This window comes from Pseudomonas sp. NBRC 111123 (assembly GCF_001320205.1).
GTDB classification, from domain to species: domain Bacteria; phylum Pseudomonadota; class Gammaproteobacteria; order Pseudomonadales; family Pseudomonadaceae; genus Aquipseudomonas; species Aquipseudomonas putida_J.
On sequence record NZ_BCAZ01000072.1, the window covers coordinates 1 to 17,686 of the forward strand.

General features: G+C 61.9%; 11 protein-coding genes. 10 read left to right on the plus strand and 1 reads right to left on the minus strand.

The window, feature by feature from the left end; translation table 11 throughout:
* The 3 genes from APH27_RS24385 to hutG form a co-directional block, all read left to right on the plus strand.
* Positions 1-1,267, plus strand: a 1,267-nt coding sequence (locus tag APH27_RS24385) for an amino acid permease (RefSeq protein WP_060486119.1), incomplete at its 5' end; no start/stop codon positions are given.
* Between the two features lie 15 nt (positions 1,268-1,282).
* On the plus strand, positions 1,283-2,488 hold the full coding sequence (gene hutI / locus APH27_RS24390) for an imidazolonepropionase (RefSeq protein ID WP_060486120.1): 1,206 nt from the start codon (positions 1,283-1,285) through the stop codon (positions 2,486-2,488).
* A gap of 10 nt (positions 2,489-2,498) precedes the next feature.
* On the plus strand, positions 2,499-3,302 hold the full coding sequence (gene hutG / locus APH27_RS24395) for an N-formylglutamate deformylase (RefSeq protein WP_060486121.1): 804 nt from the start codon (positions 2,499-2,501) through the stop codon (positions 3,300-3,302).
* Between the two features lie 6 nt (positions 3,303-3,308).
* On the opposite strand, the gene APH27_RS24400 is transcribed toward hutG, so the two are convergent.
* The gene (locus APH27_RS24400) at positions 3,309-8,822 is read right to left on the minus strand and encodes a dermonecrotic toxin domain-containing protein (protein ID WP_060486122.1); all 5,514 of its coding nucleotides are present in this window, start codon (positions 8,820-8,822) and stop codon (positions 3,309-3,311) included.
* A gap of 181 nt (positions 8,823-9,003) precedes the next feature.
* Here APH27_RS24400 and pip point away from each other — a divergent pair, with 181 nt between their 5' ends.
* The 7 genes from pip to APH27_RS24435 all read left to right on the plus strand — a co-directional run.
* The gene (gene pip / locus APH27_RS24405) at positions 9,004-9,975 is read left to right on the plus strand and encodes a prolyl aminopeptidase (RefSeq protein ID WP_027921046.1); all 972 of its coding nucleotides are present in this window, start codon (positions 9,004-9,006) and stop codon (positions 9,973-9,975) included.
* Positions 9,972-10,409 carry a D-aminoacyl-tRNA deacylase gene (dtd, locus tag APH27_RS24410; RefSeq protein WP_027921047.1) on the plus strand — a complete coding sequence of 146 codons (438 nt, stop codon included), beginning with the start codon at positions 9,972-9,974 and terminating at the stop codon, positions 10,407-10,409. The genes pip and dtd overlap by 4 nt, the downstream gene beginning before the upstream one ends.
* A gap of 263 nt (positions 10,410-10,672) precedes the next feature.
* Positions 10,673-12,409, plus strand: coding sequence for a glucan biosynthesis protein G (locus APH27_RS24415; RefSeq protein WP_202818628.1), 1,737 nt, complete (start codon positions 10,673-10,675; stop codon positions 12,407-12,409).
* Positions 12,402-14,975, plus strand: coding sequence for a glucans biosynthesis glucosyltransferase MdoH (gene mdoH / locus APH27_RS24420; protein ID WP_027921049.1), 2,574 nt, complete (start codon positions 12,402-12,404; stop codon positions 14,973-14,975). The genes APH27_RS24415 and mdoH overlap by 8 nt, the downstream gene beginning before the upstream one ends.
* Positions 14,976-15,252: 277 nt before the next feature.
* Positions 15,253-16,050, plus strand: coding sequence for a transporter substrate-binding domain-containing protein (locus APH27_RS24425; protein WP_027921050.1), 798 nt, complete (start codon positions 15,253-15,255; stop codon positions 16,048-16,050).
* Positions 16,051-16,128: 78 nt separating this feature from the next.
* On the plus strand, positions 16,129-17,091 hold the full coding sequence (locus tag APH27_RS24430; protein WP_033696626.1) for an amino acid ABC transporter permease: 963 nt from the start codon (positions 16,129-16,131) through the stop codon (positions 17,089-17,091).
* Positions 17,084-17,686 (plus strand): amino acid ABC transporter ATP-binding protein (locus tag APH27_RS24435; RefSeq protein WP_060486123.1); only part of this gene is annotated, 603 nt, incomplete at its 3' end. The genes APH27_RS24430 and APH27_RS24435, both read left to right, overlap by 8 nt.

A 17,686-nucleotide genomic window follows, 5' to 3' on the forward strand; every position in this document is an offset into this window, starting at 1 on the left:
GGCTGTGCTGCTGGCCTACCTGATCGGTGGCGCTGCGGTGTTCATGGTCATGCGCGCCCTCGGCGAAATGGCCGTGCACAACCCGGTGGCCGGCTCCTTTGGCCACTATGCCACCACCTACCTCGGCCCCATGGCCGGCTTCATCCTCGGCTGGACCTACGCCTTCGAGATGGTCATCGTCGCCATCGCCGACATTACCGCCTTCGGTATCTACATGGGCTTCTGGTTCCCCGAAGTGGCCCGCTGGATCTGGGTGCTGGGCATCGTCTTCGTGATCGGCGGCCTCAACCTGTGCAACGTCAAGGTCTTCGGCGAAATGGAATTCTGGCTGTCGCTGCTCAAGGTCGGCGCCATCGTGGCGATGATCCTGGCCGGCCTCGGCATCATGGCCTTCGGCTTCAGTCAGGTGAGTGGCGAACATGCGGTGGGTATCAGTAACCTGATCGAGCATGGCGGCTTCATGCCCAATGGCATCGGCGGCCTGATCGCCTCCTTCGCCGTGGTGATGTTCGCCTTCGGCGGCATCGAGATCATCGGCGTCACCGCCGGTGAAGCCAAAGATCCGCAGCGCGTCATCCCCAAGGCGATCAACGCCGTGCCCCTGCGCATCCTGCTGTTCTACGTGCTCACCCTGTTCGTGCTGATGTGCCTGTACCCGTGGCCGCAGATTGGCAGCGAGGGCAGCCCGTTCGTGCAGATTTTCAGCAACCTGGGCATCGGTTCGGCCGCTGCCGTGCTGAACATCGTGGTGATCTCGGCCGCGATTTCGGCGATCAACAGCGACATCTTCGGTGCCGGCCGCATGATGTATGGCCTGGCCCAGCAAGGCCACGCGCCGCGCAGCTTTGGCAAGTTGTCCAAGCACGGTGTGCCATGGATGACCGTGGTGGTCATGGGCGCGGCGTTGCTGGTCGGGGTGTTGCTCAACTACCTGATCCCGGAAAACGTGTTCCTGCTGATCGCATCCATCGCGACCTTCGCCACCGTGTGGGTGTGGCTGATGATCCTGGTCACCCAGGTGGCCATGCGCCGCAGCATGAGCCGTGAAGAGGCGGCCCAGCTGAAGTTCCCGGTACCGTTCTGGCCCTATGGCCCGGCCATGGCCATCGCCTTCATGGTGTTCATTTTCGGTGTGCTCGGTTACTTCCCGGATACCCAGGCGGCCTTGCTGGTCGGTGTGGTCTGGGTGGTGTTCCTGGTGGCGTCCTACCTGCTGTGGTGCAAGCCGCGCGCAGGCAAGCACGTACCGGTCGAGCTGCACCGCTAGTCAAGGAGATTGCACATGAGAACCCTCTGGCAGCACTGCCACGCGGCAACCATGGCCGAGGGCCGTTACTCGATCATCGAGGATGCGGCCATCGTCACCAGTGCCGGGCTTATCGAGTGGATTGGCCAACGCACCGAGTTGCAGCCGTTCGACGTTGACCGCACGGTGGACCTGGGCGGCGCCTGGGTCACCCCGGGGCTGATTGACTGCCACACCCATGCGGTGTTCGGTGGCAACCGCAGCGGCGAGTTCGAGCAGCGCCTGCAGGGCGTCAGCTATGCCGAGATCGCCGCCCAGGGCGGCGGTATCGCCAGCACCGTGCGGGCCACCCGCGCGGCCAGCGAGGATGAGCTGTTCGCCAGTGCTCGCCAGCGGGTCCAGGCGTTGATGCGCGATGGCGTGACCACCCTTGAGGTCAAGTCCGGCTATGGCCTGGACTTGGCCAATGAGCGCAAGATGCTGCGTGTAGCCCGGCGGCTGGCCGACGAGCTGCCGTTGGCGGTGCGCGCCACCTGCCTGGCCGCCCATGCCTTGCCGCCGGAATACGCCGGCCGGGCGGACGACTACATTGCGCACGTCTGTGACGAGATGCTGCCGGCTCTGGCCGCGGAAGGCCTGGTGGATGCGGTGGACGCCTTCTGCGAACACCTGGCGTTCTCCCCGGTACAAGTCGAAAAGGTGTTCATCAAGGCGCAGGAACTGGGCCTGCCAGTGAAGCTGCATGCCGAGCAGCTGTCCTCGTTGCATGGCTCCAGCCTGGCAGCACGCTACCAGGCGCTGTCGGCCGACCACCTGGAGTTCATGACCGAGGAAGACGCAATTGCCATGGCCGCCGCTGGCACGGTTGCCGTGCTGCTGCCGGGCGCCTTCTATTTCCTGCGCGAAACTCAGCTGCCGCCGATGGATGCGCTGCGCCGCCACGGCGTGAAGATTGCCCTGGCCAGCGACCTCAACCCGGGTACTTCGCCCGGGTTATCCCTGCGGCTGATGCTGAACATGGGCTGCACGCTGTTCCGCATGACCCCGGAAGAAGCCCTGGCCGGCGTCACAACCCATGCCGCCACGGCGCTGGGCCTTGGCCACAGCCACGGCACGCTGGAAGCCGGCAAGGCGGCGGACTTCGTCGCCTGGCAGATCGCCCGTCCCGCTGACCTGGCCTACTGGCTGGGCGGCGACCTGCCCAAGCGAGTGGTGCGCAAGGGCCACGAGATATCCAACTGAGCGAGGCAAGATGGACAAGGTACTGAGTTTCCACCAGGGCCGTTTGCCCCTGTTGATCAGCATGCCCCACGCGGGCCTGAAACTGACCCCAGCTGTGCGCGATGGCCTGGTCGAGCAGGCGCGCAGCCTGCCCGATACCGACTGGCATATCCCGCGCCTTTACGACTTCGCCCGCGAACTGGGAGCCAGCGTTGTGGCGGCGGAGTATTCGCGTTTCGTAATCGACCTGAACCGGCCGGATGACGACAAACCGCTGTACGCTGGCGCGACCACGGGCTTGTATCCGGCCACGCTGTTCGAGGGCGAGCCGCTGTTCAAGGAGGGGCAGGTGCCGTCCGCCGACGAGCGCAAGACCTACCTTGAGCAGATCTGGCGACCGTATCACCAGGCCATTCAGGATGAACTGGTGCGCCTGCGCGATGAGTTCGGCTACGCACTGCTGTGGGATGCCCACTCGATCCGCTCGCTGATCCCGCACCTGTTCGACGGCAAGTTACCGGACTTCAACCTGGGTACGTTCAACGGTGCCAGTTGCGATCCTGATCTGGCCGAACGGCTGCGTGGCGTTTGTGCGCAGGCACCCGCCTACAGCCATGTGCTGAACGGGCGCTTCAAGGGCGGCCACATCACCCGGCATTACGGTAACCCGCAGGATCACATCCACGCAGTGCAGTTGGAGCTTGCTCAAAGCACTTACATGGAAGAGCGCGAGCCATTCGCCTATCGCGAAGAACTTGCGCAGAACACCCAGCAGGTGCTGCGCAAGTTACTTGAAACGACATTGGCATGGGGGCGTGAGCGCTACGGTCGTTAACCCCGGTCATTCACTCGAAGAGCGTGGCCTGCGATCAGGGTCGGCGAAGGCGGTGAGTTCGCGGATAAGACGGGATTCGCGGGCTTGCCGCCGTGTTTCCAGGGCATTGAACGCTTCAGTCAGCGAATCCAGGGGACGATCCGGGTTGCGGTCCTGCAAATCCATGACCTGGTCCCGGTAATCGCTTTCTATCTGCGCGAAACGCTCCTCATGAAACTGGCGCAAGTGCTGGACCCACACTTCGTTGGCGGCGGCAAAGCGCAGGAACTCCTCGCCGTGCTCGCCACGCTGAACCTGCAGCTCGGCATCGATCAATTCCTCGATACTCGGATTGATCGCGTAAAGTAGCCGGTCGACAGGCTGCCCAAGCTGAAGTGGACCGTTCAGTTCGCGCAGGTACGTCAGGCGCACCTCGGCGACATCCCGGTCGCCGGCTTCGCGCGTGGCCACCTCATCTACCTTATGCAGGCGATACAGGCGGCGAAGTTCACGGTAAAGGTTGGCCTCGTTGTCCGTGCCGTCGAAGTGCAACTGCTCGTTGGCAATGTAGAACTCGATATTCTTGAACGTCAGCAGTGCGCCGTCATGGCAGGTGTGGCTACCATCTTCTTTTGTCAGGGCTTCATTGGCCTGGATATTGAAAAGAGCCCGTTCATCAGGGTGGAGCCATGCTCTGACCAGTACCTTGCGCACCCGCGCGCAGAACTCCACGCGGGTGTCCTCGCTGCGGTAGGTGGACGCGTTTCTCAGCCGGCCCACCAAGGCGAGCAGGTCCTGGGCATCACCCGATTGCTCAAGTTGTTCCCAGGTGTCGCGCAAGGCGTCGTTCTCCACCTCTGAAGCCAGGAGCCAGTCCGTGAGCCGGGGGGTGTCGTCGATGAGCAAGCGCGAATCGGTTTCGAGAAACTCGTTGAACAGCGCCTCGTCCCATACGTCAGGGGCATCGAACCTTAACGTGAAGCTGCTGCGGCTTTCCGATGATGCACGTGCGCGATGAACCATTTCGGCTGTCAGCGGGTTCCCTTCCATACTCAGTGTGCTGACGAGCACGGGGTTGTTGAGGTTCTGCCAGATGTGGGCGGGTAGCTCCGTGATTTGGTTATCGCTCAGATCCAGCATTTCCAGTGGTAACAGGTCATCTACCCAGGCTGGCCATTGGTCAAGGTGCATGTCGTTGAGGTCGAGACGCCGCAGGCGCGTGAGTGTCCGTGGTGCCTCGGTAATCGTGCCAACGCGGTTGTTGCTGAGGTCCAGTATTTCGAGCCTGCCCAGTGGCGCCAATGCATCCATGAAGTCCTGATTGACCTCCAGGCCGGTATAGCGCAGTGCCAGGTAGGTAAGCTGCGGGGCCTGCTGCAGCGCATTCGGCAAATCTTGTTGTGCCCGCACGTAATTTTCCAGGGTCAAGCTAGTCATCTGCGGGAAGTGACTGAGCAGGCCTTGCAGTTGCGTGGTGGTACCGCTGATATTTTCGAGGCTGAGGTTGTTGACACGTTCGGTGAAGAACGCGGGTAACCGCGCTGGGAACAACTCCAATGCAACACCTGACAAGCGCAGCGGGGTGCTTAGCCGCCGGATTTCCTGGCTACTCCAGAACTGCCTGAGTGCCGTAGCGATGCGCATTCTGCCGGCCAGCACTGCCTGGCTGATTGATGTGGTGGAGGAGGAGGCATTGACGTAATTGTCCAGATAGTCGTGCAGTTGCTGACGCCGTTCCAGATGTTGAGCCAGAAGCTCACGGAAATCATCGGGTTGGTCCCACTCCAAGTGCGCCCCCAAACCGTACTGGTCGAGCATCACTGCCAACATATGGTCATAACTGATGGGATTGCCTTGCAGGAGCACTTGAGGATGTTCGGGAATGCCGTGAACTCTTTCCTGCAGGAAGTGAGGAAGCAACGTGATCTGGTTATTTTGAAGGGAAATCTGTTGCATGCGCGACACGGTGTTGTAGGACAGCCCGTCTGGCCAGTGTTCAAGCTGCATGTTGTCCAAACCCAGATAAGTCAGCCTCAACCGGCTGAAGTCGGGTGGATTGTCGTCGGATAAGCGATTGCCGCTGAGGTCCAGGTGGCGAAGGTCGGCGAGGCCCACAAGGCTTTCGGTATCTGCTAGGGAAACCTGGATGTTCTGGTGGGTCAGGCTCAACGCCTGCAACAAGGGCAGCTGCTCTGCGATCAGCGGCAAGCTGAACAAGAACGGTGAAGGTGGCGCTTCTTGCCGATAAGCGCGGCTGATCTCGAGTGTTCTCAGGTTGGCGAATTGCCGCAGCATGCTGTTCAGGCGCGGCGTGTGTTCGCGCACGCTTTCGTAGCGTTCAGGTTGGGTTTCGTGCAGTTGCAGGTCCCTGACCGCTGTCGTGAAGAACGCAGGTAAATCAAGAGGAAAATCCAACAGCGACAACCGCTCAAGGCGCAGGGGCGTAGTCACGGTGCCATCTGCTGCAAAGGCGTGATCATACCAATGCTGCGTGATCGCATTGGCCAATTGATCGAAGTCGGCAGCGCTCTGATCGGGCAGTACGGCCACCCTCTGCCGCCAGTTGCTGAGGCTGGACTGCAGTTGACTGCGTTGTTCCAGCAGGTTGTCGAGTTGGTGGTTGATGGCCGTGCGGTCGAGATTACGACTTTCCAGTACAGCCAACGTCTCTTCGGCGGAGCGCGGCAGGGGAGCGTACAGGCCGACCTGCCTGATCCTGGCGAGCAGCGTTTGTCGTGAAATACTGCTGTTGCGCGGGCGAGTCCCGCCCAAGGGATAGCCTATACGTCCGTTGGCCAAGCGCATCGGCGATCGGAAATCGGGGGCCACCGGCTGCATCCCCAGTACCTGCCTCAGAGCAGCGCGCGGTAACGGGGCGGCCTGTTGAACCATTGCCTTGAGTGCGTGCTCGTCGTCGATGCCGAGTGCCACGCGCTGTGCTTCGCTGAGCGCTTCGAATAACGCTCCGTACAACGAGGTGTGGGCGTTCAGCGGTGCATCGGGGCTTTCGCTGCGCACCCGTATATAGCCGGCCTGAGCACTGATAATCGTGGGGCCTGGCGAAGCATCGTCGGGGCCGATGCGGAAACGTTGGCTGGGTGAGTACAGGCGCTGTTCCAGGGTAAAGCTGATATCCGCTGGCCAGCCAGGTAACTGCTCAAGGGTGCGCAGTGCCAAGCGATCGGTGTCCCAATTGCGCAAACGGTCCAGGTACAGCCCTTCGTAAGCGCGATTGAGCCTGATCTGCTGCTGCAGCAGGCGTACTTCATCGGCAAGGCGCCTGGGCACCTTGCCATTGCCCAGTTCGCCCAGTTCGGCAGCGGTGGCATTACCCAGCAGTTCATCGATGACGGGGGAGGGAAGCTGCGGATAGCGCGTACGTATCATTTCGGCACCAGGCGCCCGGCTTGTGGGAAAACGCTGATACTTCTGCTGGAACTCGCGCTGGATCTCCCCAGGTGGTGCCGAGTCGTTGGCCTGCTCTATGGCCTGGTACAGCTTGAAGCGGGCAAAGGTGTCGTCCAGTTGGCCAGGCAAGCGCTGGTTATCGCAGAGTACTGTGCGCAAGGCATCCTCGCTGATGCCGCTTATGTTCAAGAGGCGCAGAGCGGTGTTGCTGTCGATCTGCTCATGGCGTACTCCCGAGCGGCCCAGCAGTTGACTTACCTGCCATTGTTCGGGGCGGTCCAATGGATGTAACCAGATGTCGGCGCCATTGTGGCGCAGAGGTGGCTGATAGGCATCTGGACGGGTGGGATGTTCGATGCGGTAACCATCGCCTTCGGCTGAGCGCGTGATCGAGTAGGCCTGACCGTCGATTATCAGCCAGCTTCTGCCCTGATGATGACGCAGCCCCAGGCTGTCGGGTTGGAGAGTATCGGGTAGGTCGATTGGTTGGGCGTAGGGTGCAAGGTCGGCGCGCCACAGTTTGGTCTGGCCCTCGGGAAGCTCCACATCGTCGAGCTCTTCGATGAATGAAGGTGTTTCCACCGGGATGGGCTCAGGCAAAGGCGCTGGCTCGGCCGCCCCGCCGATAGCCGCGCCCAAACCGCCTCCGACGGCGTTTATGGCCAGGGTGAACGCTGCCATCTCAGCCACGTTCGTCACCACGTCCAACAGGTATTGATACGCCTGCTGTTGATCATCATGGGCCCAGCTTTCGATGCCTTCGTAGACCTCATTAGCCAGTTGCAAGGCGCATACACCCAGCATGACCTCGCCGACGACGGGTAAGAAGAAACCGGCTATGTTGAGCGCAGTCAGGGCTTTTTGCAGCAAGTGCTCCCGGTAAGACACCGCGCTGACAGTATCGATCAGGCTCGTCGGAATGGCATGGAAGGCTGCGTCTTCCTCATGGCGGAAGACTTTTTCCGTGACCAGGCCTTGCAACAGGGAGCCGTTCAACTGCCGCGCTTGCAGGTGCAACGCCGCGTGAGGGTCTGCGGTACGTTCGTGAGTGCCTTTCACCGTCAACGTGTAAGGCATCAGCCTGTCCAGCAACTTGGTCTGCAGGAGGGCCTTGTCGCGTTCCTTCATGCAGTGTTCGAGGTAATCGGTTCTGTCGAGCACGCGATCACGCAGCCATAGCTCGGCCTCTGTCTGTGATGCGAACGCTTTCAGCGGTGTCTCGGCGTCGCCGGGAACGTAAAGCGCCACCGAGGCTTTCCCTCCGCTTGGCCTGTATTCAAACAGGCGCAGGCGCGTCAGTTGCACATCCCACAGCGAAAGGACACTGAACGTCAGGGTGGGTGATTGCACCGGAGCGTCCAGAGGCAGCGCCAGGGCTGCCTCATAGAAGCTATGGCTGATGTCGTTGTGTAGCCGGGCAAGGTGCAGGCTTTGGATGAAGAGGCAGCGTTCGAGCTCTGCAATTTTTTCGTAGGCCGTCTGGTTGGTCGCGCCGGTCTCGATGTCGCTGTAGTGAATGGCGTGCAGTTTTGCCTGGTATTGGCCACCGATGTCCAACTCGCGGCACAAGCGGGCAAAACGCTCGGGTGCGATGTCGAGGGCATTGGGGATCGGTACTGTGCCCGTGAAGCCTTTGGCGTCGAGGATGACCGACTTCTTGAGCAGGGCATCGGCGTTATCCATCCCCCCGGGCTCGGCCGCACTGGCTTCGAAGTTTCGCAGCGCACTTTCCAGCAAGGAATGGGTGGCCTGTTTGTAAGCCCTCAGGTCCTGCCCCGGTTGCTGGTCGAGGTGCCTGACGTCCAGCAGATAGTGGTTGCTGACATCCACCTCGAGGCCGAAGGTGTCTTTGATGGCGGTGTTCAACTGTTCGCTGGCGAATGCTTTCAGGCCCGGCAGGTTCTTGTACAGGGCCTGCACCTCAACCGCAGCGGCCTGCACGCGCGCGTGCTCGGTTGCCAGTGCCTTGGCAATGGCCGGTTCAGCCTGGCAAGCCTGTTGCAATGTAATCGCATGGTCGCTGATCACCTGTTTCATCAGGGCATGGCTAGATGGCGGCGCGGTTTTCATCCATTCGGGGGTTTTCTCGGCAATCAGCGCGTAGGCGATGCTGTTTTCCTTATCCAAGGTCATGATGAGCCTATAAGCAGTAAATGGCCCAGTGACTATGTCCCTGCGCTTGGCCCGCATGCGGTAGATATGTTTATTCGGTGATTGAGCGAACGTTGACGCTCGACAGTACGAGGGCATGCTCAAAGCGCAATTCAGGTTTATGATGCCCAACGGCAGACTTAATCCTCACACGGAGTGCGCGATGCAGACCCTCTACCCGCAGATCAAACCCTACGCCCGGCACGATCTGGCCGTGGAAGCGCCGCATGTGCTGTATGTCGATGAAAGCGGGTCGCCCGAAGGTTTGCCTGTGGTGTTCATCCACGGTGGCCCAGGCGCGGGTTGCGATGCCCAGAGCCGTTGCTACTTCGACCCTAACCTGTACCGCATCATCACCTTCGACCAGCGCGGCTGTGGCCGCTCCACGCCGCACGCGAGCCTGGAGAACAACACCACCTGGCACCTGGTCGAGGACCTGGAGCGCATCCGCAAGCACCTGGGGATAGACAAATGGGTGCTGTTCGGCGGCTCGTGGGGCTCGACCCTCGCTCTGGCCTATGCCCAGACTCACCCCGAACGCGTGCACGGCCTGATCCTGCGTGGCATCTTTCTGTGTCGCCCGCAGGAAATCGAGTGGTTCTACCAGGCAGGCGCCAGCCGCATGTTCCCGGACTACTGGCAGGACTACATCGCGCCGATCCCGCCGGAAGAGCGTGGTGACCTGGTCAAGGCCTTCCACAAGCGCCTGACCGGCAACGACCAGATCGCCCAGATGCACGCGGCCAAGGCCTGGTCCACCTGGGAAGGCCGTACGGCCACGTTGCGCCCCAACCCGTTGGTGGTCGACCGCTTCTCCGAGCCGCAGCGGGCGTTGTCGATTGCCCGCATCGAATGCCATTACTTCATGAATAACGCGTTCCTGGCGCCAGACCAGCTGATTCGCGACATGCCGAAGATTGCCCACCTGCCCGCGGTGATCGTGCATGGTCGCTACGATGTCATCTGCCCGCTGGACAATGCCTGGGCGCTGCACCAGGCCTGGCCGAACAGCGAGCTGAAGGTGATCCGTGATGCCGGCCATGCTGCCTCCGAGCCTGGTATCACCGATGCCTTGGTGCGTGCAGCCGACCAGATGGCCCGCCGTCTGCTCGACCTGCCGCTGGAAGAAGCATGAGGGGCTTGCTGCAGCGCGTGCGTGGCGCACGCGTGGAGGTCGGCGGGGACATTGTCGGTGCCATCGACCAGGGTTTGCTGGTGCTGGTGGCGGTAGAACCTGAAGATACTCGCGAACATGCCGACAAACTGTTGCACAAGCTGCTCAATTATCGGGTGTTCAGTGACGAGCAGGGCAAGATGAACCTGTCGCTCAAGGATGTCGGTGGCGGTTTGCTGCTGGTGTCCCAGTTCACCCTGGCGGCCGATACCCGCAGCGGGATGCGCCCGAGCTTCTCGACCGCAGCGCCACCGGCGCTCGGGGCTGAATTGTTCGACTATCTTGTGCACAAGGCGCGTGGCCAGCATGCTGATGTGGCAAGTGGGCGCTTCGGTGCCGATATGCAGGTGCACCTGGTCAATGATGGCCCAGTGACATTCTTGTTACAAATATGAGGTCAAAAAACCCTCTGTTTATAGGAAAACAAGGGGTTTTGTACGATAAATAGTTGGTCCGGCCTGATGCGTTGTAACGCATCCTGCTGGATAATCGCGCGCTGCGTGAGCCTGCGTTCGCGGGTTCGTTTCACTCTGACTCGAGCATTGTCTGGACCTGTTTGGGGAATCATTACGCCCTCATGGGGTCCGAACAGTGCTCGCCAACCCGGCATTTGTCGCTGGCCGTTGGTTTCATGATCTGTTTTCGGCGAGGGTTGCTCGTGATTGTTAGTCCCCAAAAAGCATCTAGAATCCCCGGCACCGGGCTGCGCAAGGCCCTGATGGCCAGTGTGGCACTGGTCGGCCTGATGAGCGCGGGCCAGCTGTGGGCATTCAATCTTGACGATGTTGCAGCCAAGGCAAAGGATCTGGCCGGCCAGAAATACGAAGCACCAAAAAGCAATCTGCCGGCTGCGTTCCGCGACATGAAGTTCGCGGACTACCAGAAGATTCACTTCCTGCAGGAAAAGGCCGAGTGGGCCAAGGACAAGACGCCGTTCAAGCTGTCCTTCTACCACCAGGGCATGCACTTCGACACCCCGGTGAAGATCAACGAGATCACCGCTACCAATGTCGAGGAAATCAAGTACGACCCGAGCCGCTTCGAGTTCGGTGACGTGCCGCATGACCCGGAAACCGTCAAGAACCTCGGTTACGCCGGTTTCCGCGTGCTCTACCCGATCAACAAGGCCGACAAGCAGGACGAGATCATGACCCTGCTGGGGGCCAGCTACTTCCGCGTGGTCGGCAAGGGCCATGTCTACGGCCTGTCGGCCCGTGGCCTTGCCATCGACACCGCGTTGCCGTCGGGTGAAGAGTTCCCGCGCTTCACCGAGTTCTGGGTCGAGAAGCCCAAGCCGGCCGACAAGCACCTGGTGATCTACGCCCTGCTGGACTCGCCGCGCTCCACCGGCGCTTACAAGCTGATCCTGCGCCCAGGCACCGATACCGTCGTCGACGTGCAGTCGCGCGTGTTCCTGCGTGACCAGGTCAGCCGCCTGGGTATCGCCCCGCTGACCAGCATGTTCCTGTTCGGCCCCAACCAGCCTTCCAAGGTGCTGAACTATCGCCCGGCCCTGCACGACTCTGAAGGCCTGTCGATCCATGCCGGTAACGGCGAGTGGCTGTGGCGCCCGTTGAACAACCCGAAACACCTGGCTGTGAGCAACTTTAGTGTCGAGAATCCGCGTGGTTTCGGCCTGATGCAGCGTCAGCGCGCCTTCAGCGACTTCGAAGACCTCGACGACAACTACCAGAAGCGCCCGAGCGCCTGGATCGAGCCGAAGGGCGACTGGGGCAAAGGCACCGTCGACCTGGTGGAAATCCCGACTGCCGACGAAACCAACGACAACATCGTTGCCTTCTGGAGCCCGGAGAAGTTGCCTGAGCCAGGCAAGCCGTTCGAATACGCCTACCGCCTGCACTGGACCATCGACGAGCAGCAGTTCCAGGCCCCTGACCTGGGTTGGGTCAAGCAGACCCTGCGCTCCACGGGTGACGTCAAGCAGTCCAACCTCATCCGCCAGCCAGACGGCAGTGTCGCCTTCCTGGTCGACTTCGCCGGCCCGGCGTTGGCCGCCCTGCCGGAAGACACCGCAGTGCGCAGCCAGATCAGCGTTGGCGACAATGCCGAAGTGGTCGAGAATAATCTGCGCTATAACCCGGAGACCAAGGGCTGGCGCCTGACCCTGCGCCTGAAGGTCAAGGAAGCCAACAAGTCCACCGAAATGCGCGCTGCGCTGGTGCGTGACGTGCCGGTCGAGCCGGCCAAGCCTGCTGCCGAAACCAAGCAGGAAAAGGCTGCGGCCAAGCACGCCAAGCATGAGAAGACCGCCAAGGCGGAGCCAGCCAAGGCCGAACAACCTGCCGCCGATGCGGCGCCCACCAACGGGACCCCGGCCACCACTGAAAAAGTGCTGACCGAGACCTGGAGCTATCAGTTGCCTGCCGATGAGTAACTCAAGCGCAAGGCCAGAATCGCTTGGCGAATACCTGGCCCACCTCCCACTGAGCGATGAGCAGCGCGCGGAACTCGCCAGCTGCACGTCGTTCGGTGAGCTGCACCAACGCCTGGCGGCCAACCCGGCCGCCAATGCCACCGAGGCCGTGCAGGCTTCGGTCGGCACGCGCCTGACCGTGGGCAGCGCTGCCGAGCTGGAAGACGCCGAGATGCTCGGGGTCGACGGCAGCGGCCGCCTGTGCCTGAAGATCGCGCCGCCGATCAAGCGTACCAAGGTCGTGCCCGAGCCATGGCGCACCAACGTACTGATCCGCCTGTGGCGGCGCATGACCGGGCGCACCAATGCCCCGCAACCACCCAAGCGCGAGCTGCCGGCGGCGCGCTGGCGCACGGTCGGTTCGATCCGCCGCTACATCCTGCTGGCCCTGATGATCGGCCAGACCATCGTTGCCGGCTGGTACATGAAGGGCATCCTGCCGTACCAGGGCTGGTCGTTCGTCGACCTGGACGAAGTCGTCAGGCAGCCGCTGTGGGACACCGTGGTGCAGGTCTGGCCGTATGCCTTGCAGACGTCCATCCTGGTGCTGTTCGGTATCCTGTTCTGCTGGGTTTCGGCTGGTTTCTGGACCGCTTTGATGGGCTTCCTCGAGCTGCTCACCGGGCGTGACAAGTACAAGATTTCGGGTAGCAGTGCAGGCAACGAGCCGATTGCGCCCGAGGCGCGTACCGCGCTGGTGATGCCGATCTGCAACGAAGACGTGCCGCGCGTGTTCGCAGGCTTGCGGGCGACTTTCGAGTCGGTGGCTGCCAGTGGCAACCTCGACCGCTTCGACTTCTTTGTGCTCAGCGATACCAACGACACTGACATCGCCGTGGCCGAGCAACAGGCCTGGCTGGACGTGTGCCGCGAGACCAAGGGCTTTGGCCGCATCTTCTACCGCCGTCGCCGCCGTCGCGTCAAGCGCAAGAGCGGGAACCTCGACGACTTCTGCCGTCGCTGGGGTGGCGAGTACAAGTATATGGTCGTGCTCGACGCCGACAGCGTCATGAGCGGCGAATGCCTGAGCAGCCTGGTGCGCCTGATGGAGGCCAACCCGGACGCCGGCATCATCCAGACCGGGCCGAAAGCCTCGGGCATGGACACCCTGTATGCACGCATGCAGCAGTTTGCTACCCGCGTGTACGGCCCGCTGTTCACTGCCGGCCTGCACTTCTGGCAGCTGGGCGAGTCGCACTACTGGGGCCATAACGCGATCATCCGCATGAAGCCGTTCATCGAGCACTGCGCCCTGGCGCCGTTGCCGGGCAAGGGCGCGTTCGCCGGGGCCATTCTTTCCCACGACTTCGTCGAAGCTGCGCTGATGCGCCGCGCCGGCTGGGGCGTGTGGATTGCCTATGACCTGCCGGGCAGCTACGAAGAATTGCCGCCGAACCTGCTCGACGAGCTCAAGCGCGACCGCCGCTGGTGCCACGGGAACCTGATGAACTTCCGCCTGTTCCTGGTCAAGGGCATGCACCCGGTTCACCGTGCGGTGTTCCTCACCGGCGTGATGTCGTACCTGTCGGCGCCGCTGTGGTTCCTGTTCCTGGTGCTGTCTACCGCACTGCTGGCGACCAACACGCTGATGGAGCCGCAGTACTTCATCGAGCCGTACCAACTGTACCCGCTGTGGCCGCAGTGGCATCCGGAGAAGGCCGTGGCGCTGTTCTCCACCACTATCGTACTGCTGTTCCTGCCCAAGCTGCTCAGTGTCATCCTGATCTGGGCCAAGGGCGCCGTCGAATTTGGCGGGCGCATCAAGGTCACCCTGTCGATGCTGATGGAGATGCTGTTCTCCATGCTGCTGGCGCCGGTACGGATGATCTTCCACACCCGCTTCGTCCTGGCCGCGTTCCTCGGCTGGGCGGCGACCTGGAACTCGCCGCAGCGTGACGATGACTCCACCCCGTGGAGCGAAGCGCTGCGCCGCCATGGCCCGCAGACCCTGCTGGGCTTTGCCTGGGCCGGGCTGGTGGCGTGGCTGAACCCGAGCTTCCTGTGGTGGCTGGCGCCGATCGTTGGCTCGCTGGTGCTGTCGATCCCGGTATCGGTCATCTCAAGCCGTACCCGCCTGGGCCTGGCAGCCAAGGACGAGAAGCTGTTCCTCATCCCCGAGGAATACGCGACGCCGCAAGAGCTGCTGGCGACCGACCAGTACACCCACGAAAACCGCTGGCACGCCCTGCATGACGGCTTCGTACGTGCGGTGGTCGACCCGCGGCAGAATGCCCTGGCCTGCGCCATGGCCACTGCCCGTCACGGCGAGGCTGCGCCGATCGAGGCGCTGCGTGCAGAGCGCGTGGCCAAGGCGCTTGAAACCGGGCCGAAAGGGCTGGACCTCAATACCCGCCTGGCCTTGCTCAGCGACCCGGTGGCCTTGAGCCGCCTGCACGAGCAGGTCTGGGCGCAGCACAATGCGGCGTGGATCGATGTGTGGCGTGCCTCGATCAAGAACGACCCGCATTCGCCGCTGCTGCCACTGCACCCGGAGAATGAAGGCCAACCGGCACTCGTCGGCGCCTGACAGGGCTTGGGGCCGCTTTGCGGCCCTGTCGCGACACAAGGCCGCTCCTGCAGGGATATGCATTCCCTTGTAGGAGCGGCCTTGTGTCGCAAAACGAGGGCGATGCCCTCGCCAGCAATGTCCCTGCATCTTGGATTTTGGCCAACAAAGTCCCCCCCGGCTCTAGGTCCGAGCGCCGCCATGCGTTAGCATCCCTCTCCGATAATGCGCATCGGCCGGTACGGCCGTGCCAAGACAATAAGACTCGCTTCTTTTCTTGCTAGGGGACTTGGTGATGATCAAGAAATACCTTTCGCGACTGCTGGTCGGTGTTACCGCCCTGGTCGCAGTAACTGCGGCCCAGGCTGGCGCCATCGATGAAGCGGTCAAGCGCGGCACGCTGCGGGTGGGCATGGACCCAACCTACATGCCGTTCCAGATGACCAACAAACGCGGCGAGATCATCGGCTTTGAAGTCGATATCCTCAAAGCCATGGCCAAATCCATGGGCGTCAAGTTCGAGGCTGTTTCCACCGCCTATGACGGTATCATCCCGGCCCTGCTGACCGACAAGTTCGACATGATCGGCAGCGGCATGACCCTGACCCAGGAACGTAACCTGCGGCTGAACTTCAGCGAACCCTTCATCGTGGTTGGCCAGACCCTGCTGATTCGCAAGGAGCTGGCTGGCGAGATCAAGTCGTACAAAGACCTGAACAACGAGAAGTACCGCCTGACTTCGAAGCTGGGTACCACCGGCGAGATGGTTTCCAAAAAGCTGATCGGCAAAGCCAAGTACCACGGCTATGACAACGAGCAGGAAGCAGTGATGGACGTGGTCAACGGCAAGGCCGACGCCTTCGTCTACGACGCACCGTACAACGTGGTGGCGGTCGAGAAGGCCGGTGCCGGCAAGCTGCTGTTCCTCGAAGAACCCTTCACCTACGAGCCGCTGGCCTTCGGCCTGAAGAAAGGCGACTACGACAGCATCAACTTCATCAACAACTTCCTGCACCAGATCAAGCATGACGGGACCTACGATCGTATTCACGACAAGTGGTTCAAGAACAAGGACTGGCTGAAGGAAATGGAATAAGGCCCAGGCCACAAGCCCGGCTTTTGACCCCGACGCGCAGGCAAACCCTGCGCGTTCGCATTTACGGAAGTACCCCACGTGATCAAACACAAGAAAGCCCAGTGGCCCTGGCACGGGTTGACCGCCCTGGTCCTGGTGGGCCTGGCGCTCAGCCTGTACATGGCCACCTCGATGATTTCCTACGAGTGGCGCTGGAACCGCGTACCGCAGTACTTCGCCTACAAGGCCGAGGAAGTACAGCGTGCCGCTGGATACGGTAGCGTGCAGGAGATCGTCGTTTCCGGTGACACCGCGCGTGTCACGCTCAAGGACGAAAACGGCGACGAGCAAGTGCTCGACGTGGCCAAGGACAGCCTGCAACTGAGCCGCGGCGACGACGTCGCCGAAGGCGATCAGGTCGGCGTTACCCGTCACTGGGCGGCCGGCCCGCTGGCCTGGGGCCTGTGGACCACCTTGTGGATCTCGGTGGTGTCTGGCGCGCTGGGCCTGGTGATCGGCCTGTTCGCTGGCTTGTGCCGGTTGTCGAACAACCCGACCCTGCGCGACCTGTCGACCGTTTATGTCGAACTGGTGCGTGGCACACCGTTGCTGGTACAGATCTTCATTTTCTACTTCTTTATCGGCACCGTGCTCAACCTGTCCCGCGAGTTTGCCGGGGTGGCCGCGCTGGCGCTGTTTACCGGCGCTTATGTGGCGGAAATCGTCCGCGCCGGCGTACAGTCGATTGCCAAGGGGCAGAACGAGGCTGCGCGCTCGCTGGGCCTGAACGCGGGCCAGTCGATGCGCCACGTGATCCTGCCGCAGGCGTTCAAGCGCGTGCTGCCGCCGCTGGCCGGGCAGTTCATCAGCCTGGTCAAGGACACCTCGCTGGTGTCGGTGATCGCCATCACCGAATTGACCAAGAGTGGCCGCGAGGCCATCACCACGTCGTTCTCGACTTTCGAGATCTGGTTCTGCGTCGCAGGCCTGTACCTGCTGATCAACCTGCCGCTGTCGCATATCGCCAGCCGGCTCGAGCGGAGGCTTGCGCAAAGTGATTGAAGTCCGTGATCTGCTGAAAGTCTTCGACACCCGTGGCCACGTGGTGCGGGCTGTGGATAACGTCACCACGCAAGTCGCCAAGGGCGAAGTGGTGGTGGTGCTCGGCCCGTCGGGTTCGGGCAAGTCGACCTTCCTGCGCTGCCTCAATGGCCTGGAGCATTTCGACGAAGGCCATGTGGCCATCGATGGCCTGCAACTGGCCGACCCGAAGACCGACATCAACGCCTACCGCCGCGAAGTCGGCATGGTGTTCCAGCACTTCAACCTGTTCCCGCACATGACCGTGCTGGAGAACCTGTGCCTGGCGCAGAAGGTGGTGCGCAAGCGCAACAAGGCCGAGCGTGAAGCCAAGGCCCGGGCGCTGCTGGAGAAAGTGGGTATTTCGCAAAAGGCCAACGAGTACCCGTCGCGGCTCTCGGGTGGCCAGCAGCAGCGAGTGGCGATTGCCCGTGCGTTGGCGATGGACCCGAAGGTGATGCTGTTCGACGAGCCGACCTCGGCGCTCGACCCGGAGATGGTCGGCGAGGTACTGGACGTCATGAAGACCTTGGCCCAGGAAGGCATGACCATGGTCTGCGTCACCCACGAAATGGGC